Raw genomic sequence first — 17,407 nt, 5'->3', positions numbered from 1 at the left:
AAACTTTAAATAAAGTAAAAAAGCATAAACTTACGTTTGTGCTTTTTTTATTTTGTACTAATATCTAAATAGTTTCGTTTTACAAAAGCTAAGATGGTTTCTAAAATTTCACCCATGTTTGCACAGTCTTTAAACTTTACATCACCCACATATTGCATTAAATGTTTCTTTAAAAGTTCTATGTTTTCTGGATAAGAAATCGTGTCATTTTTCATACACTTTATTAACCTTAAGGTTCTTCTAGGAGTTGTAATCATCCTTTTAGCCATGTAAGATCTTTCTTCAATTTTATATTGCCTAATAGAATCGTTTTGTAATTTCTTACTCACCATTTCTACCATTTTAAAATTCTCTTTCATAAACTGAAGATTATATACTTTTAAGTTACCTTCAAAAGACTGCTGATCGAAATCTATAGCTCTTATCTTATAAATAATTTGATCAAAATCATGTGTAGGTGTAATTACATAATTGTAAGATCGCATATCACCCAAAAGCCTTATCAAACAACGTTCTTTAAATTTCACAAACTCTTTTGCTATTTGAGATTTTTCTGATTCTGTACAAGTAGGTAGAATATCTCTTATAAAATCATCTCCAGGAATTCCTGCAATATGTTCTTCTATTAAGGTATTTCCATGTACTAAAAAGTTCATGCTATAAGGAGATAAAATGTGCTCTAACTCCAAACCATAAATTCTAGAGGCATCTGCTTTTTTTACATAGAAATAAGTAAAATTATCATTTAAAATATTTCTGATTTTTATACGAAATGGTTTTGAGTTTCCAAACGTACAATAGTCTACAGCATCTACATTTAAAAATGGCATTGTATCTTCATTACCATCAGAATGCAATAAGGTATACACTCTTTTTAAACTTAAATCTATTTCTGCTCTATCAGAATCTGAATAATAGGTTCGTATCCAAAGTGTGTCTTCATCATTTTTATCATAAACAGTTACTGAGCCTTGAAAACGTAATAAATCTTCGTAATAAATAGAGATATTTATATCTCTCTTATAATTTTTTAAATAGGCACCTAGCATTTCATTTACAGGAAATGCTGGCTTTTTCTTAGACATCAACTTCTTCTCTACTGCCATTTTAAATTATTGATTTAACTCAAAAATACAGATAATGTTTAAATAATTTCGAACATTTTACCAGGTAAAGGTTTTAAAACTCCTTTTAACTCCATTTGTAATAATATTGATGATAATTGAAAAATGGGAATATTACATTCTAAAGCAATAACATCTAGTAGCTGTTGCCCTTTTTCGAAGAGAAAATCATAAATTTTCTGTTCGTTTTCATTCAATTCAATGAAAAGCTGTTTTTGAATGATTTTTGTTTCAGTTGAATTCAAATCCCAATTGAGCATTTTTACGACATCATCTGCAGAAGTCAGTAACGTTGCTTTGTTATTTTTAATTAAATTATTACAGCCTTTGCTATAAACATCTGTTGCTCTTCCAGGTAAAGCAAAAATATCTCTATTATAAGAATTGGCAATATCTGCAGTTACTAAAGAACCTCCTTTTTCTGCAGATTCTATAATTATGGTAGCTTTAGAAATACCAGCTACAATTCTATTTCTTCTTAAAAAATTTTCACGTAAAGGTTGCTCTTCACTCCAAAACTCAGTCAGAAAACCACCATTCTCATTTACTTGATGAATGTATTTCTTATGCACTTTAGGATAAATTTGCTCAAATCCATGAGCCAAAACTGCAATGGTCTGTAAATTATTTTCAATTGCAGCTTTGTGTGCACAAATATCTACACCATAAGCAAAACCACTAACTATTATAGGATTGTATTGTTTTAAATCTTTAATTAATTGATTGCAAAACTGACTTCCATAAGAGCTCATATTTCTGGTACCAACAATAGAAATAAATTTAGAGTTATTAGAAAAATCGATGTTACCATCTTTAAATAACAAAATTGGGCTATCAATACAATTAATTAAATTTTGAGGATAATCATCCTCTAAAAAATAAGTATAAGAAATATTATTATCTCTAATATATTTCAGTTCATTTTGTGCTTTTTCTAAATTTTCCTTGTCAAATAAATGCTTTAGAGCATGAGAGCCAATTCCGTTTATTTTCTCTAAAGTTGATGCCTTTTGTGTAAATATATTTTCAACATCACCTGTAGTTGCAATGAGTTTTTTGGCAAGTATATCTCCTATTGCCTTACTTTTTTGCAAGCGCAAAACTGCAAGTAATTTTTCGTCTTTCATCAGTAACAATTTGAGAACCAATATATAAAATAATTGTTGATAAATATTGCTAGTCAGATTACCAAAACTCCCTAGAATTTATATATTTGTTTATATGATTTTAGCCAACTACATCAAAGACTTACTATACAGATACGATTGTGTTATTGTACCTAATTTTGGAGGTTTTATTACCAACAGAATGAGTGCATCTTATAATACTAATACTTCTAATTTTTTGCCACCATTTAAACAAATCGCTTTTAATAATAATTTAAAAGAGAATGATGGTTTATTAGCAAATTACATAGCCTCTGTAGAAACTATTTCTTTTGAAGATGCTAATAAAGCTATAGCAACTGCTGTAAATAATTGGAACGTTAATTTACAAAACAAGTCTTTAGAATTAGAAGAAGTTGGTGTTTTAAGCTTAAATGAAAATCAGCAAATAATTTTTGAGCCTAATACAAGTGTAAATTATTTAGCAGAATCTTTTGGTTTAGCTAATGTAACTATATCAGAAATTGAGAGACAAAAAACAATTGTAAAACCTTTAGTGCCAGTTATTAATACAGATAACAAAAAAGTACTACCTACACTATTAAAATATGCTGCAACAGCTGCTATTTTATTAACATTAGGTTATGTTGGTAACAACCTTTATCAACAAAACAAACAAAATACAATCTTAGCTTCTCAAGAAAAAGCATTAGAAAAAAAGATTCAGGCTGCTACATTTACTATTGCAAACCCTCTACCAACCATTGAATTAAATGTTGTTAAAGAAGTTGCAAAACCATATCACATTGTTGCAGGCGCTTTTCAATTTCCAGAAAATGCAAATAAGAAAGTAAATCAACTTAAAAAAGAAGGTTACCAAGCAAGTATTATTGGCGTTAATAAATGGGGCTTAACAGAAGTTGTATTTAGTAGTTTTGCAGATAGAAATGATGCTATAAATGAGCTTTACAAAATACAAGACTCTGTATCTAAAGATGCTTGGTTATTAGTAAAAAAATAACATTTATTTAAGGGCTATCCTTATCTTTGCAGAAATTTTAAAAATGGAAGCGAAAACGCCTAGAGAATCTTTAACAACACTTACTGATTTAGTTTTACCTGGAGACACAAATTACCTAGATAATCTTTTTGGAGGTGAGTTGTTAGCGAGAATGGATAGAGCTTGTAGTATTGCTGCAAGACGTCATTCATCTAGAATTGTAGTTACTGCTTCTGTAAATCATGTTGCCTTTAATAAATCTGTACCTGTAGGTAGTGTTGTTACTTTAGAAGCAAAAGTTTCTAGAGCCTTCAAATCTTCTATGGAAATTTATGTAGATGTTTGGATTGAAGACAGACAATCTGGTTTACGTACAAAGGTTAATGAAGGTATTTATACTTTTGTTGCTGTAGATGAAACTGGTAAACCTGTGCAAATTCCACAAATTAAACCAGAAACAGAATTAGAAAAAGTTCGTTTTGATGGCGCTCTTAGAAGAAAACAATTAAGTTTGGTTTTAGCAGGAAAAATGAAACCAGATGATGCAACAGAATTAAAAGCACTTTTTAAGTCTTAACTTATGTTAGAATATTTAGATCATTTTAAAATTATAGAATCGCTAATTATAATATTAGTAGGCTCTATTATTAGAATAATGATTACGAATTCTTTAAAGAAAATTCGAAATAAGTTTGGGTTTCAAAAAACAAGAGTTTTAATTGTAAATAGAATTATAACCTTTTTGGTTTATGCTGCAGTAATTGTTTTAATCGCTTTTATTTGGGGTGTAGATGAGAAACAATTGATGGTTTATGTATCTTCTTTCTTAACCATTTTAGGTATTGCTTTCTTTGCACAATGGTCTATTTTAGCCAATATTACTGCTGGCTTAATTCTTTATATTAATTATCCTGTTAAAATTGGTGATACTATTACAATTTTAGAGAAAGACAATAATATTACTGGCGTTATTAATGATATTGGCGCTTTTTTTATCACTTTAACTGTAGAAGATGGTGATTTAATTACATTACCAAACACTGTAATTCTTCAAAAAAACATTAGGTTTAAACCACAGAAATAGAATAGTGCTACCCTATCTTTTTAGCATCCAAGAAGCAGGGTTTAGTTTTACTGTGTTTTTAAGCAACACAAAAACCAACGTAGTTTTACCATTTATCTTATCAGTAAAAATTTTACCTAAGCTCTGCCCTACTTTTACTTTATCGCCTTTTTGAACGTAAGAACTTTCTAGGTTATTATAAGAAGTTATGTAATTACCATGCCTAACCAAAACATTCTTTTTACCTCCAGAACCAATTAAGACATTAAAAACCTCTCCATCAAAAATTGATTTAGCTTCACCTCCTCTAGAGGTTACAAAGTGAACACCTGTACTATTAATTGTAATTCCTGGAAAAATAGGATGTGGTTGAACTCCAAACTTTCTAACAATAATTCCATCAGAAACTGGCCAAGGTAATTTGCCTTTATTCAAATCGAATCTAGCAGCTAAAGCCTTAGCTTCTGGACTTAAAATAAACTCATTTTTCTTAACTGTTTTAGGTTTGTTTTTAAGTTTTGCAAGTGCTAATCTATTTGCTCTTTCTATTTCTTCTTTTATAATTTTATCAATCTTAGCAGTTACTCTCTTTTCTTCCTGAATGGTTTTCTTAAGATCTTTTTTGTATTTATTTTCTTTCTTTTTAATTAAAGATAATAAATTTTCTTGTTTACTTTTATCAGATTCTATGGCTTTTTTTTGATTGATTTCTGATAAAATTAATGTGTCTTTTATTTGTTTTTGATACAGTAAAGAATCATTCATTTTACCAATAACAAGAGTCTGACTTACAATTTCTTCTCCTTGTTTTTTTCTGAAGGCAGTATATTGTTTCATATACTCTAACCTTTTATAAGCTTGATAAAAATTCTGTGAAGACAATAAAAACATGGCTCTACTTTGCTGAGATTTACTTTTATAAGATTTGTAAATCATATTGCCATAATCCTTTTTAAGATCGCTTAAATTATTGTTTAGTTTTGCTATTTGTTTTTCGTTTTTACGGATTTCACTCGTCAATAATTTTGACTCTAAATTGATGGTATTTATTAGTTTATTTCTAACCTCAATTTTCTGTTTTATATCCTTTAATTCCTCTAAAACATTGCGTTCTTTTTTTACCTCAGTAAAAAGAAGGTTATTTAATTGTTTAATTTCAGATTTATATTTTTTTCGCTGATTTTCTAACTCTTTTCTAGTTTGAGAAAAAAGGGTGTTACCCACTAAAACAAGTAAAAAAAACAGTATGTTAAACTTGGTAAACCTCATTAAAAAGTTAATTTCTTATAACCACTAGGCATATTAAAAGACATAGTTACATCTGTGTCAAATTCTACACTTCTATACTCTAAATCAATTGCTGTAACTCTTTTTTTATCTTTGGCTTTAATTTCTATTGCAGTAGGAAAAACTACTGAATTTATTAAATTATAATTTGGGTATTTAATGTCTAATCGTAAACCTTTTGCTTCATTTACAATACTTTGATTATCTAATTTATAATGAGCAGGATTTATAGTATAAAAAATATCATAAAGTAGTGCTTGTTGCTCAGGGTTTAAAATATATCTGTTATTCATTACAGATACATCTTGTTTTTCTTCAGTTACATCTAGCAAGGCCTGACCTAAGAATAAGTTTTGCAATTGTTCAAAATTAATTTCTACTCCTAATAATTCTTTAAGCATCGAAAAATCACCTTCAAAAGAATGTTTAAAAACAGAGGAATAGTAACGTACTTTGGTTGGGGTAATTTCTGCTTTAAATACAGTTATAAACTTTGTTCCTCTCAACCAAATTACTTCGTCTTTTTTCATCTTCATACTCACAGTTAAATTTTGATTTGTTTTACCATTATCAAAATTTACTTTAAGCTTAGCGTCTATGGTTTGCTTATCAAAATTAGCAGCCATATGTCTTCTAGCTACTTTTTTTGACGAAATATTCTTAGCTACTGCAGTTGCATCAATCATATTTTTATTGGCTTTACATGACGTAAAAACTATTGTAAAAAGTACTAAAAATTTTATATACCTCATTTTAACTTTTTAATTGCTTGGCTTTTTGCTTGTACTTATTCTCTTCATTTACATAACCTAAGCCTTTGTAAGCATTAGCCATTTCTATGTAAAAACTAACCTCCATTTGCTCATCTATAACAAAATCGATACCATTCTTTAAAGTAACTAACGCTTTTTTATACATTTTCTGATTATTTAGAGCTCTAGCCTTCGTTAAATAAACAAATGGCTGTGCAGGAAACAATGCAATACCTTCTTCACTGTACTTTAAAAGATTAGTTGAATTCGAGTGAGAAATTTTTAATATCTGCTCTAAAATTTCATAAGATTTATCTTTCTGAAACTTTTGTTGCAAAACTGAAATATCATTTAACTTAAGCGCCTTTTGTTCTGGAACTTTCCTTGTATTTAAACGTTGTTTTATCCTTTTTAAATCTGAGGTTAATGCATTTTCATTCTGTAAAAGTTCCATCAATAAAATTGCTTTGTCATAATCTCTATTATAAAGATAAAGCCTCACTAAAAATGGTCTTTCTTTAGGGTTAATTGCTACTACTTTTTTTTGCGCTGCAATTGCATCTTCTAAATTATTTTCTTTTTGATATACTTTAACTAAATGTTTTAACATCCAAATATTACTAGGCTCTTTTTGTAAAGCTCTTGTAATATATTCTTTAGCTAAATTTACTTTATTTAAGAATAAATAGTTTTTAGAAAACTCAAAATAGACTGCTGTATTATTCTCTAGAAGTTGATTACAACTTTCTAAATTTTCGATGGCTTTTTGATGATTACCAATCGATTTATCTGATAATGCTTTAAAAAAGAAGTTTTGAAATTTTAGTTCTGCTTCTTCTGTTAAATCTTGCTTTTCTGGAATACTATCTTGAGCATAATTGTTAATCGAAATAAAACAAAAAATTAAAGACAAAAGAGCCAATCTAAAAAAATTAAATTGCCTCTCTTGTTCATGTATTTTCGTGTTTTCGATGTTTGTCATCTACGTTAATTCTGTGTAATCACCAATACTGACAGAAGTATAATCTCCATTATATTTTGCGTGATTACCAATCATTGCATTATCTAATTTGGCATTAGAAATCGCAACATTAGTTTGTATTAATGAGTTTTTAATGGTTGAATCTTCAACTATGCTATTTTCACCAATTGATACATAAGGACCAATTTTTGTATTCTTCAATACCACATTTTTACCTACAAAACAAGGTTGAATAATTTCTGAGTTTTCTAAAACAACATCATCAGCAACTAAATTATTACCTGCTTCATGTTCAAAATGTAAGGTTTGTTTATTGGTATCTACAGTTGGGTCTTTTTTACCACAATCCATCCAAGTACTTACAGTTCCTGGTATAAATTTAGCCCCTTGTTGTTTCAAAGATTCTAAAACATTGGTTAATTGATACTCATCATTTTCCTTTAAATCATTATCAATTAAATATTGAATTTCTTCAAGTAGTTTTTCTCCACTTTTAAAATAATAAATACCAATTATTGCTAAATCTGATACAAAGTCTTTTGGTTTTTCTATAAAATCTGTAATAATACCTTCTTCTAATTTCACAACTCCAAAAGCACTTGGGTTTTCTACTTTACTTACCCAAATTGCACCATCAGCATTTACATCTAACGTAAAATCTGCTTTAAATAAAGTATCTGCATAAGCAACTACACATGGCCCACTTAAAGATTCTTTAGCACAATAAATGGCATGAGCTGTACCTAAAGCAACATCTTGCACATATACAGAGCCTTTTGCCCCTAATTCATCTGCTATTCTTAACAGCTTTTCTTCTGTATCTGCAGGAAAACCTTTAGCTCTGCTTCCTATTACAAAAGCAATCTCATCTATCTCTTCATCTATTACAGAAGCAATGTCTTCTACTAATCGTTGTACAATTGGCTTACCAGCAATTACTGTAAGTGGTTTTGGAACTGTTAATGTATGAGGTCTTAAACGTGAACCTATACCTGCCATTGGCACTATAATTTTCATAAAATATTCTTTATCTATATATAGTTGCAAGATAGTATTAAATAGTAGAAATGTAAAATTGTTTCCTGGCTAAAAAATTAAAATCTCCCCATAAATAGGGAGAAGCCTCCCCATAAATAGGGAGGGTGAAATTTCCCTATTTATAGGGATTGACAAGTACTCTTATTTAAAGTAATTTTACATCAAGAAATTAATCCCCCAAAAATCCCCCAAATTCCCCCACAAAGAAATCATTTGCAAATGATGTAAAAAACCCAAGTTAAATCTTGGGTTTTTTGTTTCTTTGTACAAACTAAATTTTTATTTGTGAATTATCTTTCCGTTGAAAATATATCTAAATCTTATGGTGAGCGTGTTTTGTTTGAAGACATCTCATTTGGTATTAATAAAGATCAGAAAATAGCATTTGTTGCAAAAAATGGAACAGGTAAAACATCAATTCTAAATATCATAGCTGGCTTAGATAGTTCTGATACTGGACAAATTGTAAGCAGAAAAGATATTTCTATAGCATATTTGGCTCAAAATGATGATTTAAATCCAGATTTAACCATAGAAGAAACCATATTTGATACTGATAATAAAATTTTATCGGTTATCAATCAATATGAAAAAGCCTTAAAAAATCCTGATGATGCAGATGCTTACCAAACTGCATTTGATTTAATGGATCAATATAATGCTTGGGATTTTGAAACCCAATACACACAAATATTATCGAAGTTAAAGTTAGATGATCTTAGCCAGAAAATTTCTTCTCTTTCTGGAGGTCAAAAAAAACGTCTGTCTTTAGCCATTGTTTTAATTAGCAAACCAGATTTATTAATTCTTGATGAACCAACAAACCACTTAGACTTAGAAATGATTGAGTGGTTAGAAGATTTTTTCTCAAAAGAAAAAATTACCCTATTTATGGTTACTCATGACCGTTATTTTTTAGAACGTGTATGTGATGAAATTTTAGAATTAGACCATGGTAAAATATATAAGTATAAAGGAAACTACTCTTACTACTTAGAGAAGAAAGAAGAAAGAATTCAACTTGAAAAGGTTACTACAGAAAAAGCAAAAAATCTTTTTAAGAAAGAGTTAGATTGGATGCGTAAACAGCCAAAAGCAAGAACTACAAAATCTAAATCTAGAATAGATGATTTTTATCAAATTAAAGAGAAAGCACATCAACGCAGAAAAGACTATAAAGTTCAATTAGAGATAAATATGGAACGTTTAGGAAGTAAAATTCTTGAACTTCATAAATTGCATAAATCTTATGGTGACAAGGTTATTTTAGATGGTTTTGATTATGTTTTTAAGCGTGGAGAACGTATTGGAATTATAGGTAAAAATGGTACAGGAAAATCATCTTTTTTAAATATTATTACTCAAAAAAATCCTGTTGATGGTGGAAAAGTTGTTGTTGGTGAAACTGTAAAATTTGGATACTATACACAATCTGGAATCAACATAAAAGAAGGCCAAAAGGTAATTGAAGTAATCAAAGAATTTGGCGAATTTATTCCACTTACAAAAGGAAGAAAAATATCTGCTTCCCAATTATTAGAACGTTTTTTATTTGATAAAAAGAAACAGTACGATTTTGTAGAAAAACTTTCTGGAGGTGAACAAAAGCGTTTGTATTTGTGTGCTGTTTTAATTCAAAATCCAAATTTTTTAATTTTAGATGAACCTACTAATGATTTAGATGTGGTTACTTTAAATGTATTAGAAAATTTCCTATTAGATTACCCAGGAAACTTAATGGTGGTTTCGCATGACAGGTATTTTATGGATAAAATAGTTGATGCACTTTTTGTATTTAGAGGTGATGGAATTGTAGAGAACTTTCCTGGAAATTATTCAGACTTTAGAGCATATGAAAACTCAAATCCATATGAGCAAGAAGAAATTATAAATGTAAAAACCGAAGTAAAGCCTGTTGAAACTAAATCTCAAAAAAATTCATTAAGTTATAATGAGAAAAGAGAATTTGGTGCTTTAGAAGATGAGATTCAGCGTTTACAAAATCAGAAAGAACGTATTGAAAAACAATTTCTAAATGTAGAAATTGCAGAAAAAGATATTGCAAAGAAATCTGAAGAATTACAACAGATTATAATCGACTTAGAACAAAAAGAAGAACGTTGGTTAGAACTTTCTATGAAATTAGAAGATTAATCTATATTAACAATTTCTTCTTTAGTAATAATTGCTTCATTATTGAATCTTAATAATATTTGTGCAACTGCTATTGTATCTTTTTCGCAATAAGTAACAATTCTTTGTATGTCTTTATCTTTGTAATAAACTTTGGCTACTTCACTGCCATCAATATCATCTTTGGGAGATGGAATACCTAAAATTGAGGTTAGCAATTTTAAGGATGTGTAATGCTTAAAATCGCCAAACTTCCAAAGTTCTAATGTATCTAAATGAGGTACTTCCCAAGGTTTTTTACCAAATAAATTTAGTTTTTTAGGCAATTCTATTTTATGAACAATCATTCTTCTAGCAATAAAAGGAAAATCGAATTCCTTTCCATTATGTGCACATAAGATATTAGACTTTTTGGCAAAGTGTTTATCTAACAATTGTTTAAAATCAGTAAGAATTTGATGCTCATCATCACCAAAAAAAGATCGAATTCTTAGTTGTTTTGTTTTATCTGTATTATTAAAGTAGCCTACAGATATACATACTATTTTACCAAATTCGGCCCAAATTCCTGCTCTATCATAAAACTCCTCTGCAGTAAATTCTTCTTTTCTTTGATATTTTGTTTTAGCTTCAAATAAATGTTTAGTTTCTTCTGATAAAGTAGACCAATGTTCTTCTTGAGGAACAGTTTCGATATCTAAAAATAAGATATCATTTAACTGATAAGTTAAATTCATAGCAATACAATTTCTTTTTTATAAATATAGTAAAAAAGAAAAAGCTCTGAAAATTCAGAGCTTTTGTATTGATATGAAAGTAAAAAACTTATTTAATTACCAACTTAGAAGTTGCAGTATTTAAGCCTTCTTGAACTTTAATAATATAAATTCCTGATGATAATAATGCAGTATTAATTTCTGCTCTGTTACCAGAAACAGATGTACTTAAAACATTTTTACCTAAAACATTAAAAATTGAAACATTTTTAACTTCAGCACTATTACTAGTAATTGTTAAATTATTATTTGTAACAGGATTTGGATAAAGTGCAAAACCATCTATAGAATTATTTCTAACTGAAGCTGTACTATTTGCATAAGTACCAATTGGAAAAGGTGTATTAGCAGTTGCATTATTAGTTCCTCCTTCTAAACCATCAACTCCACTATATGTCCAGTTTGTTGTTGTAAATGTAGTTCCTTCAGGACCAGTATTAGATTTTCTATAAGCCCATCCATCTAAATAATCCCAATCTAAACCAGTACCATCTTGATCAACATCTCCAAAAACATCAATTATTTGTCCATTTTCATATAATTCAATAGAATCGTCTCCATTAATACCAACAGTACCTGTTGTATAATCTGGCATCATACCAAAGAATGTATTAAAGTTAGTGTCTTCTGTAGATATGTAAATAAATGTACCTGCAGAAGCTGCACCTGCTGTTAATGGAAACTCAACATTACCTGCTGTAGAACCACCTCCATTAGAAACAGAACTTATTCCATAAACACTTAAATCTGCAACATTTTTTAATACATAAAGTTCAACACCTTTTGGAGTACCTCCAGAAAGAGAACCATCATAAACTCCAGTAATTACTATACTGTTCGTTATTGGTCCAAAAACTTTACCTTCTACTGCAATTGTGTTATCTGTTACATTTGTAGACGATAACGTAATATCACCTGTATAATTTGCTTCGCTTAAACCTGCTTTTAATCTAACATAAACTGTAGTTGTAGCTACTGTTCCTGAACTTGGAGTAATACTTACTGCAGCAGAAAAACCTGAACCACTTGTTAAAGAAACTTCAAATTCTGCTGGTGCAGAAACAATTAGATCACTTGATAAAAATAATCCTTCTACAGTAAAATCTTGTTCTGCTGAAGGTCCATTTCCTTCAATATAATTAAATTGATCTAAGAAAGCTGTAAAAGAGAATTGAGGATCTGCTGGACTTACCTCTCCAGAAACTGCAATTGTTTTATCAGTTGCACCTGCAGAGCTTGCAGTTACATCACCTGAATAAGTATTTGCAGACAAACCTGAAGCTAATCTTACATAAACAGTTGTAGAACTTACTGATCCTGAGATTTGAGATAAAGTAACAGAAGATGCAAAAGATGCACCTGAAGTTAAAGAAACTTCAAAATTAGTTGGGGCAGTAACAGTAATGTCTGCTGTTAAATTATCTCCACTAATAGTCATTTCTTTTTCTGCTGAAGGTCCATTTGCTTCAAAATAATCTAAACCAGCTACTGCACTACCAACTATAATAGTAGGTGTAGTAGAAGCTGTTGTTGAATATGAACCTAGAGGAACTAACGTACTTAAGGCTACATCAGAGTTACATAAACCTTTATTGTCTAGAAGATTAATACCTCCATACAACCAATTATTAGTGTCAAAAGAACCTGCATTTGGAGCAACACCATCTTTTCTATATAAATATGAATCTACATGATCCCAAGCTGTATTTGAAGCATCTTCTCCATCAACTCCTAATCTATCAATAATAGCGTCAGAAGCATCATTTACTTGCCAGCCATCATCTCCATTTCCATTTATACTACTACTAACAATTACATTGGCAGTTATTCCAAACTCAGTATCTAGAGTAGAAGAATTGTTTGTTAAATACACAAAACCATCAGTAACAGAACCTAAACTAGAAATATCAATTGTAGTAGATCCAGGACTAAATCCTCCTCCATTTGATTGTCTTATAACTGACCACCCAGTAAAATCTATTGTTCCATCAACATACATTTCAAGAGTCCTTCCTGATTGACTTGGACATGGTGAATCCATATACCCAGTTATTACAACACTTTGAGCGGTTCCTACCAGCGTTAAAAATAGGGTTACCAATGTAAATAAGTAATTTTTTTTCATGTTTGATTAATTTTTAATTAATAGCTATAAAAGTAAAAAAATATAAGCGTGTTTCTATCAAATAGATAGATTAATTAATTGTTAAGTTATTTACCCTAAATAAGCTAGTTAAGATTAAATGATTGTTAAGTACTGATAAACATAAAATATTAATCGCTATTTTTGAGGAGCATTAAAGCTTATTATTATGAATAAAAGTGACATTAAGATTTTACTAGTAGATGATGAACCAGATATTTTAGAAATTGTTGGTTACAATTTAAGAAATGAGGGTTACCAAGTTTTTACGGCTGAAAATGGCCAAGAAGCCATAAAGTCTGCAAAGAAAAACACACCTCATTTAATTCTTTTAGATATTATGATGCCTGAAATGGATGGTATTGAAGCTTGTGAAAAAATTAGAAAAATTAAATCATTAGAAAATGTAATTATTGCTTTTTTAACAGCTAGAGGTGAAGATTACTCGCAAGTTGCAGGTTTTGAAGCTGGTGCAGATGATTATATTACGAAACCTATTAAGCCAAAAGTATTAGTGAGTAAAATTAAATCTCTTTTACGTAGACTAAAGAATGAAGAAGAGAGTGAAGAAACGCTTAAAATTGGTGACATTGTAATTGATAGAGATGAGTATGTAGTTTATAAAGCAGGTAAAAAAATAGCTTTACCAAGAAAAGAGTTTGAGCTTTTCTCGCTATTAACCTCTAAACCAAGTAAAGTATTTAAAAGAGAAGTTATTTTAGATACAGTTTGGGGAAATGAAGTGGTTGTTGGTGGTAGAACTATTGATGTGCATATTAGAAAATTAAGAGAGAAAATTGGTGATGATCATTTTAAGACTGTAAAAGGTGTAGGTTATAAATTTGTATTAAAAGACTAAATCTAACTAGTGAGAATTAAAAAAACATACTCCTATGCACTTTCATCAGCTGTATATTTAACTTTACTAGCTGTTGTTATTTCTTCTATTTCCTATTTCATGATTAGTAAAAATCTAGGATTTGGAAGTATCATCATTTCTATAATTGCGTTATTTATTATTTCGTTTTTTATCATTCAATATAGAGCTGAACACTTTATTTATAGGAGATTACGTAAAATTTATCAAGAAGTATCCATTTTAAACGTTAACGATTTAAAAAGAGAATCTGCTACAACAGATATTGATAAACTTTCTAAGAGTATGCAAAAGTTTGTTGAAGGTAAACGCTTAGAAATAAAAAGTTTAACAGAAAGAGATTCTTTTAGAAGAGATTTTTTAGGTAATGTAGCTCACGAATTAAAAACACCACTTTTTACGGTGCAAGGTTATATTTTAACCCTTCTTGAAGGTGCTGTAAATGACAAAGAAATTAGGATGAAATATCTTAATAGAGCTAACAAAGGTGTTGAACGATTAGTAGCTGTAATTAAGGATTTAGATATGATTGCCAAATTAGAAAATGAAGGTACCAATTTAGATATCGAAGTTTTTAATATTCTTGAACTTATTCAGAATGTGTTTGATTTATTCGAAATGAAGGCAAAAAAACGCAATATATCTCTAAAGTTTGATAAGGTTTATGAGTTTCCTGTTTTTGTTAAAGGTGATATCGAAAAAATTGAGCAAGTCTTAATTAACTTAGTTGTAAACTCCATTAAATATGGTAATCCAAATGGTACAACTTATGTTGGTGTAGAAAGTTACTCAGATAAAAAGTTTATTATTAAGGTAACTGATAATGGAGAAGGAATTAAAAAAGAACACATATCTCGTTTATTTGAGCGCTTTTATAGAGTAGACCAAAGTAGATCTCGTGAACAAGGAGGATCTGGATTAGGGTTATCTATTGTAAAGCACATTGTTGAAGCTCACAATGAAAATATTTTACTTAAAAGTACTTTTGGTAAAGGCTCAGAGTTTTCTTTTACATTAGAAAAAGCGAGTTAATTTCTAGATTAAATCGAAACCAATATCTTTTCTATAATTCATATCATCAAAAGAAATTTTTTCGATACTATCATAAGATTTATCTAAAGCTTCTTGTATAGAATCACCAAAAGAAGTAATAGCCATTACTCTACCTCCACTGGTTACAACTTTATTATTATCTAAAGAAGTTCCTGCATGAAATACAGTTGAGTTTACCACATTTTCTAAACCACTAATCTCTTTATTTTTTTGATAAGCTTCAGGATAACCTCCTGAGACTAACATTACAGTTGTTGCTGTTTGGTTGGTAACTGAAAAAGATTTTTCATGTAAAGTTTGATTGGCAACACCATCAAATAAATCAAATAAATCTGATTCTATTCTCGGTAAAACAACCTCTGTCTCTGGGTCACCCATTCTTACATTATATTCAACTACAGAAGGGTTTCCATTATCATTCATTAAACCAATAAAGATAAATCCTTTGTAATCTATATTTTCTTTTTGAAGGCCATTAATAGTAGGTTTTACAACAAGTTCTTCTACCTTATTTAAGAATGCTTCATCAGCAAAAGGCACAGGTGATATTGCACCCATTCCACCAGTGTTTAAACCAACATCTCCTTCTCCAATTCTTTTATAATCTTTAGCTGAAGGTAGAATTTTATAGTTTTTGCCATCAGTTAAAACAAATACAGATAACTCTATTCCTTTTAAAAACTCTTCTATAACTACTGTTGATGAAGCCTCTCCAAACTTCTGGTTCGAAACCATCTCTTTCAATTCAGACTTGGCTTCTTCTAAAGAATTTAGAATTAAAACACCTTTACCAGCAGCTAAACCATCTGCTTTTAAAACATAAGGTGGTTGTAACGTTTCTAAAAAGGCATAACCTTCTTCTAAGTTTTTGTTATTAAAAGACTTGTACTTTGCAGTTGGTACATTGTGCTTTTCCATAAATTGTTTAGAAAAATCTTTAGACCCTTCTAGCAAAGCACCATCTTTTTTAGGCCCTATAACTGGTATGTCTTTTAACTCATTATCTGCCAAAAAGAAATCATGTACACCATTTACTAAAGGTGCTTCTGGGCCAACAACTACCATCTTAATTTCATTCTCTAAAACTGTACTTTTTATAGCTTCAAAATCAGTAGGACTAATAACCACATTTGTTGCAATTTTAGCAGTACCAGCATTTCCTGGTGCTACAAAAACTGTATTTACTTTTGAGCTTTCAACTAGTTTTAATGTAAATGCGTGTTCTCTACCTCCAGAACCTAATATTAAAATATTCATGGTAATTAATTTATGGATTGCAAATATATTTTAAATAAAATTGGCTACCTAAAACCCCACTTTAAAAAATATTTAATTGCAGAAAATGTGTGAATAAAAAAGAGTTTATTGTTTTTAGAAGAACCTTGTTTTAAAACATGCCTAATTTCTTCTTTAGGATAGTATAGTTTTAACTTGTCTAACTTCTGAATTTTTTTACAGATATCAACATCTTCCATATACAAGAAATAGCGTTCATCAAAACCACCTAATTTTACAAAATCATCTGTTTTGTATAAATGAAAACAGCCTGTTATGTATTCAGCAAAAAACGATGCATCTAAATCTTTATCTGTGTATTTACCTTTGCTGATGTTCTTTTTAAAAATGGATTGTAAAAGGTTAAAACGTCTTGCTAATAACTCTATAATTCTTGGGTATCTTCTACAAGAATTTTGAAAAGTACCATCAGGAAATAATACTTTAGGAGCAATCATAGAAACCATTTCATGCTTTTTGAGTTTATCAATTAAATTTATGATTACTCTAGATTCGAAATTAACATCTGGATTTAAGATTAAATGATACTTAGAATCATTTTCAATCTGATTAAGTATAACATTATGACCTGCTCCAAAACCTAAGTTTTTACCATTTTGAATATAAATAATATCATCATTTGTAAATAAACCTTTAAACCTTGCATCATCTGTATTATCAATTAGATATAATTTCTTTGAAATATCAACATTTAAAAAACATTGAATGGTATTAGAAAGTTCTTCTAAGTTTTCATGATACAAGACTACAGATGCTGATATTTCTACTTTTTTCATG

The 17,407-nt window shown here is 29.3% G+C and carries 16 protein-coding genes; 6 read left to right on the top strand and 10 right to left on the bottom strand.

The window, feature by feature from the left end:
* Positions 1-47 precede the first annotated feature (47 nt).
* The gene (locus LPB302_RS11260; RefSeq protein WP_053973459.1) at positions 48-1,106 is read right to left on the bottom strand and encodes a hypothetical protein; all 1,059 of its coding nucleotides are present in this window, start codon (positions 1,104-1,106) and stop codon (positions 48-50) included.
* Between the two features lie 38 nt (positions 1,107-1,144).
* Entirely contained in the window at positions 1,145-2,251 is a 1,107-nt protein-coding gene (gene dprA / locus LPB302_RS11255; RefSeq protein WP_176966469.1) for a DNA-processing protein DprA, read from the bottom strand.
* 94 nt (positions 2,252-2,345) lie between these two features.
* Here dprA and LPB302_RS11250 point away from each other — a divergent pair, with 94 nt between their 5' ends.
* Genes LPB302_RS11250 through LPB302_RS11240 form a run of 3 tightly spaced genes read left to right on the top strand, consistent with a single transcriptional unit; the run spans position 2,346 to position 4,314 of the window.
* Positions 2,346-3,251, top strand: a complete 906-nt coding sequence (locus tag LPB302_RS11250; RefSeq protein WP_053973460.1) for an HU domain-containing protein — start codon at positions 2,346-2,348, stop codon at positions 3,249-3,251.
* A 43-nt stretch (positions 3,252-3,294) separates the two neighbouring features.
* Complete coding sequence (locus LPB302_RS11245; RefSeq protein ID WP_053973461.1) at positions 3,295-3,807, top strand: acyl-CoA thioesterase; 513 nt, start codon at positions 3,295-3,297, stop codon at positions 3,805-3,807.
* Between the two features lie 3 nt (positions 3,808-3,810).
* Positions 3,811-4,314: a mechanosensitive ion channel domain-containing protein gene (locus LPB302_RS11240; protein WP_053973462.1), complete on the top strand. Its 504-nt coding sequence runs from the start codon at positions 3,811-3,813 to the stop codon at positions 4,312-4,314.
* Positions 4,315-4,326: 12 nt separating this feature from the next.
* Here the strand turns inward: LPB302_RS11240 and LPB302_RS11235 are convergent, their stop codons facing one another.
* The 4 genes from LPB302_RS11235 to LPB302_RS11220 form a co-directional block, all read right to left on the bottom strand.
* Positions 4,327-5,562: a murein hydrolase activator EnvC family protein gene (locus tag LPB302_RS11235; protein WP_053973463.1), complete on the bottom strand. Its 1,236-nt coding sequence runs from the start codon at positions 5,560-5,562 to the stop codon at positions 4,327-4,329.
* Positions 5,562-6,332: a lipoprotein insertase outer membrane protein LolB1 gene (lolB1, locus tag LPB302_RS11230; protein WP_053973464.1), complete on the bottom strand. Its 771-nt coding sequence runs from the start codon at positions 6,330-6,332 to the stop codon at positions 5,562-5,564. Before lolB1 ends, LPB302_RS11235 begins: the two co-directional genes overlap by 1 nt.
* A gap of 1 nt (position 6,333) precedes the next feature.
* Positions 6,334-7,245: a tetratricopeptide repeat protein gene (locus tag LPB302_RS11225; protein WP_255164350.1), complete on the bottom strand. Its 912-nt coding sequence runs from the start codon at positions 7,243-7,245 to the stop codon at positions 6,334-6,336.
* Positions 7,246-7,314: 69 nt separating this feature from the next.
* Positions 7,315-8,331, bottom strand: a complete 1,017-nt coding sequence (locus LPB302_RS11220) for a sugar nucleotidyltransferase (protein ID WP_053973466.1) — start codon at positions 8,329-8,331, stop codon at positions 7,315-7,317.
* Between the two features lie 306 nt (positions 8,332-8,637).
* On the opposite strand from LPB302_RS11220, the gene LPB302_RS11215 reads away from it, so the two are divergent.
* Complete coding sequence (locus tag LPB302_RS11215; RefSeq protein WP_053973467.1) at positions 8,638-10,506, top strand: ABC-F family ATP-binding cassette domain-containing protein; 1,869 nt, start codon at positions 8,638-8,640, stop codon at positions 10,504-10,506.
* On the opposite strand, the gene LPB302_RS11210 is transcribed toward LPB302_RS11215, so the two are convergent.
* Together LPB302_RS11210 and LPB302_RS11205 are read right to left on the bottom strand one after the other, a co-directional pair.
* Positions 10,503-11,222, bottom strand: a complete 720-nt coding sequence (locus LPB302_RS11210) for a 3'-5' exonuclease (RefSeq protein WP_053973468.1) — start codon at positions 11,220-11,222, stop codon at positions 10,503-10,505. The two genes, LPB302_RS11215 and LPB302_RS11210, sit on opposite strands and share 4 nt — an antisense overlap.
* Positions 11,223-11,310: 88 nt before the next feature.
* Entirely contained in the window at positions 11,311-13,386 is a 2,076-nt protein-coding gene (locus LPB302_RS11205; protein WP_053973469.1) for a T9SS type A sorting domain-containing protein, read from the bottom strand.
* A gap of 187 nt (positions 13,387-13,573) precedes the next feature.
* On the opposite strand from LPB302_RS11205, the gene LPB302_RS11200 reads away from it, so the two are divergent.
* Together LPB302_RS11200 and LPB302_RS11195 are read left to right on the top strand one after the other, a co-directional pair.
* A complete protein-coding gene (locus LPB302_RS11200) occupies positions 13,574-14,263 on the top strand; it encodes a response regulator (protein WP_053973470.1) in 690 nt (229 codons plus the stop codon).
* A 9-nt stretch (positions 14,264-14,272) separates the two neighbouring features.
* The gene (locus LPB302_RS11195; protein ID WP_053973471.1) at positions 14,273-15,313 is read left to right on the top strand and encodes a sensor histidine kinase; all 1,041 of its coding nucleotides are present in this window, start codon (positions 14,273-14,275) and stop codon (positions 15,311-15,313) included.
* 3 nt (positions 15,314-15,316) lie between these two features.
* Here the strand turns inward: LPB302_RS11195 and purD are convergent, their stop codons facing one another.
* Positions 15,317-16,591, bottom strand: coding sequence for a phosphoribosylamine--glycine ligase (purD, locus tag LPB302_RS11190; protein WP_053973472.1), 1,275 nt, complete (start codon positions 16,589-16,591; stop codon positions 15,317-15,319).
* A 44-nt stretch (positions 16,592-16,635) separates the two neighbouring features.
* Entirely contained in the window at positions 16,636-17,406 is a 771-nt protein-coding gene (locus LPB302_RS11185; protein ID WP_231658699.1) for a glycosyltransferase family protein, read from the bottom strand.
* Position 17,407 lies beyond the last annotated feature (1 nt).

This window comes from Polaribacter dokdonensis (assembly GCF_024362345.1).
Taxonomy (GTDB): domain Bacteria; phylum Bacteroidota; class Bacteroidia; order Flavobacteriales; family Flavobacteriaceae; genus Polaribacter; species Polaribacter dokdonensis.
Note: the sequence above shows the minus strand (reverse complement) of the source record. Positions and strands in the feature narration are given on the sequence as shown.

What these genes read in the sequence shown, in the direction of transcription:
- LPB302_RS11260 (WP_053973459.1), bottom strand. Translation starts at nt 1,106, where the DNA reads ATGGCAGTAGAGAAGAAGTTGATGTCTAAGAAAAAGCCAGCATTTCCT.
- dprA (WP_176966469.1), bottom strand. Translation starts at nt 2,251, where the DNA reads ATGAAAGACGAAAAATTACTTGCAGTTTTGCGCTTGCAAAAAAGTAAG.
- LPB302_RS11250 (WP_053973460.1), top strand. Translation starts at nt 2,346, where the DNA reads ATGATTTTAGCCAACTACATCAAAGACTTACTATACAGATACGATTGT.
- LPB302_RS11245 (WP_053973461.1), top strand. Translation starts at nt 3,295, where the DNA reads ATGGAAGCGAAAACGCCTAGAGAATCTTTAACAACACTTACTGATTTA.
- LPB302_RS11240 (WP_053973462.1), top strand. Translation starts at nt 3,811, where the DNA reads ATGTTAGAATATTTAGATCATTTTAAAATTATAGAATCGCTAATTATA.
- LPB302_RS11235 (WP_053973463.1), bottom strand. Translation starts at nt 5,562, where the DNA reads ATGAGGTTTACCAAGTTTAACATACTGTTTTTTTTACTTGTTTTAGTG.
- lolB1 (WP_053973464.1), bottom strand. Translation starts at nt 6,332, where the DNA reads ATGAGGTATATAAAATTTTTAGTACTTTTTACAATAGTTTTTACGTCA.
- LPB302_RS11220 (WP_053973466.1), bottom strand. Translation starts at nt 8,331, where the DNA reads ATGAAAATTATAGTGCCAATGGCAGGTATAGGTTCACGTTTAAGACCT.
- LPB302_RS11210 (WP_053973468.1), bottom strand. Translation starts at nt 11,222, where the DNA reads ATGAATTTAACTTATCAGTTAAATGATATCTTATTTTTAGATATCGAA.
- LPB302_RS11205 (WP_053973469.1), bottom strand. Translation starts at nt 13,386, where the DNA reads ATGAAAAAAAATTACTTATTTACATTGGTAACCCTATTTTTAACGCTG.
- LPB302_RS11200 (WP_053973470.1), top strand. Translation starts at nt 13,574, where the DNA reads ATGAATAAAAGTGACATTAAGATTTTACTAGTAGATGATGAACCAGAT.
- purD (WP_053973472.1), bottom strand. Translation starts at nt 16,591, where the DNA reads ATGAATATTTTAATATTAGGTTCTGGAGGTAGAGAACACGCATTTACA.
- LPB302_RS11185 (WP_231658699.1), bottom strand. Translation starts at nt 17,406, where the DNA reads ATGAAAAAAGTAGAAATATCAGCATCTGTAGTCTTGTATCATGAAAAC.